General features: G+C 68.9%; 4 protein-coding genes. 1 reads left to right on the forward strand and 3 read right to left on the reverse strand.

Features of this window, described 5'->3' with window-relative positions; genetic code table 11:
• Positions 1–1,421, reverse strand: a 1,421-nt coding sequence (locus ACE3TU_RS20225; protein ID WP_374627521.1) for an ATP-dependent helicase, incomplete at its 3' end; no start/stop codon positions are given.
• 188 nt (positions 1,422–1,609) lie between these two features.
• Here ACE3TU_RS20225 and ACE3TU_RS20230 point away from each other — a divergent pair.
• On the forward strand, positions 1,610–1,879 hold the full coding sequence (locus ACE3TU_RS20230; protein WP_374627523.1) for a hypothetical protein: 270 nt from the start codon (positions 1,610–1,612) through the stop codon (positions 1,877–1,879).
• Here ACE3TU_RS20230 and ACE3TU_RS20235 read toward each other — a convergent pair.
• Both ACE3TU_RS20235 and ACE3TU_RS20240 read right to left on the reverse strand, forming a co-directional pair.
• The gene (locus ACE3TU_RS20235; RefSeq protein ID WP_374627525.1) at positions 1,848–2,585 is read right to left on the reverse strand and encodes a TfuA-like protein; all 738 of its coding nucleotides are present in this window, start codon (positions 2,583–2,585) and stop codon (positions 1,848–1,850) included. The genes ACE3TU_RS20230 and ACE3TU_RS20235 overlap by 32 nt on opposite strands.
• On the reverse strand, positions 2,582–3,689 hold a 1,108-nt coding region (locus ACE3TU_RS20240), incomplete at its 5' end, for a YcaO-like family protein (protein WP_374627527.1). The genes ACE3TU_RS20235 and ACE3TU_RS20240, both read right to left, overlap by 4 nt.

Below are 3,689 nucleotides of genomic sequence, written 5' to 3' on the forward strand. Positions count from 1 at the left end.
ACCTCCAGCAGAGCCGACCAACCCTCGGAGCCCCGCGGCGGCGGCGGCATCGCCAGCAGCACCTCGAGCGGGGTCGGGCTTTCCGCCATCCGGTCGATCACCCTGCCTGCGGCACCCGGACCGATGCCCGGCAGGAGCTGCAGGACACGGAACCCCGCCACGCGATCGCGCGGGTTGTCGACGAAGCGGAGCAGCGCCAGTATGTCCTTGACATGGGCGGAGTCGAGGAACTTGAGACCGCCATACTTGACGAACGGGATGTTCCGCCGCGTCAACTCGATCTCCAGCTCGGCCGAGTGGCTCGATGTGCGGAACAGAACGGCCTGCTGCTTGAGCGCGGTGCCACCCTCGCGGCAGGCGAGAATGCTCTCGACGACGTAGCGGGCCTGGCCGGCCTCGTCGCGCACGGTGACGAGGCGGGGCCGGTCGTCCGAGAGTCGGTCGGTCCACAGGTTCTTGGTGAAGCGCTCGGTCGATTCCGAGATCACCGCATTGGCCGCCGCGAGGATCGGCTGGGTGGAGCGGTAGTTGCGGTCGAGCGTCACGATGCGGGCCGGCGGCGTGAAGGCGGCGGGGAAATCGAGGATGTTGCGGACCGTGGCGGCCCGGAACGAGTAGATCGACTGCGCGTCGTCGCCGACCACGGTGAGCCCGTCGCCGCGCGGCTTGAGCGCCATCAGGATCGATGCCTGCAGCCGATTGGTGTCCTGGTATTCGTCGACCAGCACGTGGTCGAAGCGCTCCCCCAGCTCCGCGGTGATCGCGGGTTCCCGCATCATCGCGGCCCAGTAGAGCAGCAGGTCGTCATAGTCGAGAACCTGCTGGCGCTGCTTGTGCTCGACATAGGCACCGAACAGCGCGCGCAACTCGTTGTTCCACATCGCCACCCAGGGGAACGCCTGCTGCAGCACGGTCTCGAGTTCCTGCTGGGCGTTGACGACGCGCGAGTAGATGGCGAGACAGGTCCCCTTGGTCGGAAAACGCTTCCGCGCTTCCGAAAAGCCCATCTCGTGCCGGATGATATTGATCAGGTCGCCCGAATCCTCGCGATCGTGGATCGAGAAGCCCGGCACGAGGCCGATCTGCTCGGCGTGCTCGCGCAACAGGCGGGCTCCGATGCCGTGGAAGGTGCCGGCCCAGGTGAGCGCGTCGGTGACGATGCCGGCCCTGTCCTTGAGGACCTGCGCCACCAGCCGTTCGACCCGACGCTGCATCTCGGCAGCGGCGCGGCGCGAGAAGGTCATGAGCAGGATGCGGCGGGGGTCGGCGCCGTTGACGATCAGGTGGGCGACGCGGTGCGCGAGCGTGCTGGTCTTGCCCGATCCCGCCCCGGCGATGACCAGAAGCGGTCCCCCGGCATGCTCGGCGGCAAGGCGCTGCTCGGGATTGAGCTTGTCGAGGTAGTGCGGATCAGGCGGCAAGACGAATCGGTCCGGATACGGGGCACGCGACAGTGAGCATCATTCGCGTTTTGTTCGCAACCCGGGGTCATCAGCACTCCTGCGGGTCTGCTGCTAAGCATATGAAATCAATGTGAAATCGCTGTCGGGTACTTGTCATCCGCGAAGCCGTCAGGGCAGCATGACCTCGTCCGCAATGGAGGTGCCCCATGACGCTGCAGGCCGCCACGCTTGCCGAAATCGAAGGCTATGGCCTGACCACGGCCAAGATCATCTACCGCGTTCCCGACCATCGGCACGTGCTGCAGGACTTCCTGTGGCAGCAGTACGATGTCTTTCCGCAGTTCCCCACGCTGCGCAAGTTCCTCGCTTTCTGGGAGGAGCAGATCGAGGGGCCGCTGCACTCGATCACGGTCGCCCATGCCCGGCTGATCCACCCGGTCGAACTCAGCGCCCTGGCGGGACGGCATCTGCACTAGAGTGCAACTCGTCCGCCGGCGGTGCGAGGCGCGACAGGTAGTGCTGCCAGGGCTGCGATGCACGGAACCGCCAGTCCGAGGGGGGCGCGGTCCGGCCTTCGGGCAGGGCGCGCAACCGGGCGAGAACGGCAAGCGCATCCCGTGACTTGGCCCCGATGCGATGCCGGCGGTAGAGTTCGCCGACGGTGTGGGGTGCGCCGGCCATGGCCACCATGGCCTCGATCGTCCGCTCGTCGAAATAGAGCGCGCGCGCGGCAAGATTCAGGCTCTGCCGCGTGCCGTCATCCACTGGCAGCACGGCAATCGTCGCCTCCGCATCGACGAGCGGTTCGCTCAGCGGGGCAAAGCCCAGCTCCTCCGGGCAGTGGGCGAGGCAGACATCGGCGTCGTCGGTACGCCGGCCGGCGAGGTAGTCGGCAGCGATCTCGCCGACCGGCTCCATGCCATAGGCGGCGCATTCGGCGGCCCGCAGCGCGCCGATCGAGGCGCCGCCCAGAACCCGGACCCCTTGCGACAGGGCGTGGAGGATCTCCTTGTGCCAGACGGACGGCACGAAACCGAACACGCCATCGACCAGGCCGATCGCGCGGGCACCCCGAAGCACGGCAAGGTGAATGTCGCCCTGGCGCGCCGGAGGCCGAACATCGATGCCGGTGCAGTCCCACTGGACGCCCGCAAGCGAGGGACCGACGAACAGGACTTTCACAAAAGACCCAGCATGGCGGCCGCAGCGCGGCGACCCGGACGCCAGTTGCGATTGGTGAGGCGATCCTCGAGACCCGGAACGAAGGCCTTGAGCACGGTGATGCCACAGCGGTCGCCGCCGAGGGTGACGACGACCGGCGGATCCAGACGCGCCTGCGAGAGCCCGGCGAGCACGGCCGCCAGCTGGGTAGCGGGCGGCGTTGCCGCGGGCAGACCGACAGGAGGCGGCCGATCGGTCGGCCTGGCGGTGGTGAGGATCGCCAGCGAGGCGGCCAGACGCTGGTCGTACTCGGCATCAACGATGTCATCGCGGGCGCCGGCAATGTGGGCGATCCGCGTCTGCGCCGCCTCGACGATGGCGCGGCGGGCGGCGATGGCGGCGACGGGATGGCAGGCCGCACCGGTGGCCGCGTCGAAATGCCGATCCGCTCCGTCGCCGGGGGTGATGACCGCGTAGAGACAGGGCAGGCCGGTATTGCCGGTCAGGTCGAACAGGTACAGCCGGCGGCCGGCGGCGGTGATGCGCGCGGTGAGTCGCGAGATCTCCGCGTCGCGGAAGGCGGCAGGGTCGAGAGCGGTCGCCAGGGCGGCCGCATCGGGCCTGAAGCCCCACAGGCACACGGCGTCCCGCTCGACCAGTTCGCACAGCGCGTGCAGCAGGGCCGCCTCATGGCTGGTTGCCGCCGCGACGCCGTTGCTGGACTGGGCCAGCCCCGGCAGGTCCGCCGGCGGCACGCCCAGCACCACCGCGTCATAGGGGACGAGGACGGTCTGTCCGCCGGGCAGCTGTTGTCCCTCGACCCAGCGGATCGGCCGGTCGGCCGGCCATGGAGCGTCGCGCGGCAGGAGGTGATCGACCGGCATCGCCCTGAGGCCGCGGGCCGCGACCTGCTCGCGGCTCAGCCGGTGCGACGGAGTCTCCGGCGCCTCTGAAATGGCATACTCGGCGGCCTCCATGAGCGCCGAGATCTGCGCGGAAACGTCGTCGATCCCCTTGCCCTGATGGCTGGCGATGGTCAGGGAATTGGGGCGGATGGCGGCGTAGCAGGGGATGCCGATGCGATCGAGGCCGGTCTGCGCGGCGAGACGCGTGATGCCGAGCGCA

This window comes from Devosia sp. (assembly GCF_041917035.1).
GTDB lineage: Bacteria > Pseudomonadota > Alphaproteobacteria > Rhizobiales > Devosiaceae > Devosia_A.

What these genes read in the sequence shown, in the direction of transcription:
- ACE3TU_RS20230 (WP_374627523.1), top strand. Translation starts at nt 1,610, where the DNA reads ATGACGCTGCAGGCCGCCACGCTTGCCGAAATCGAAGGCTATGGCCTG.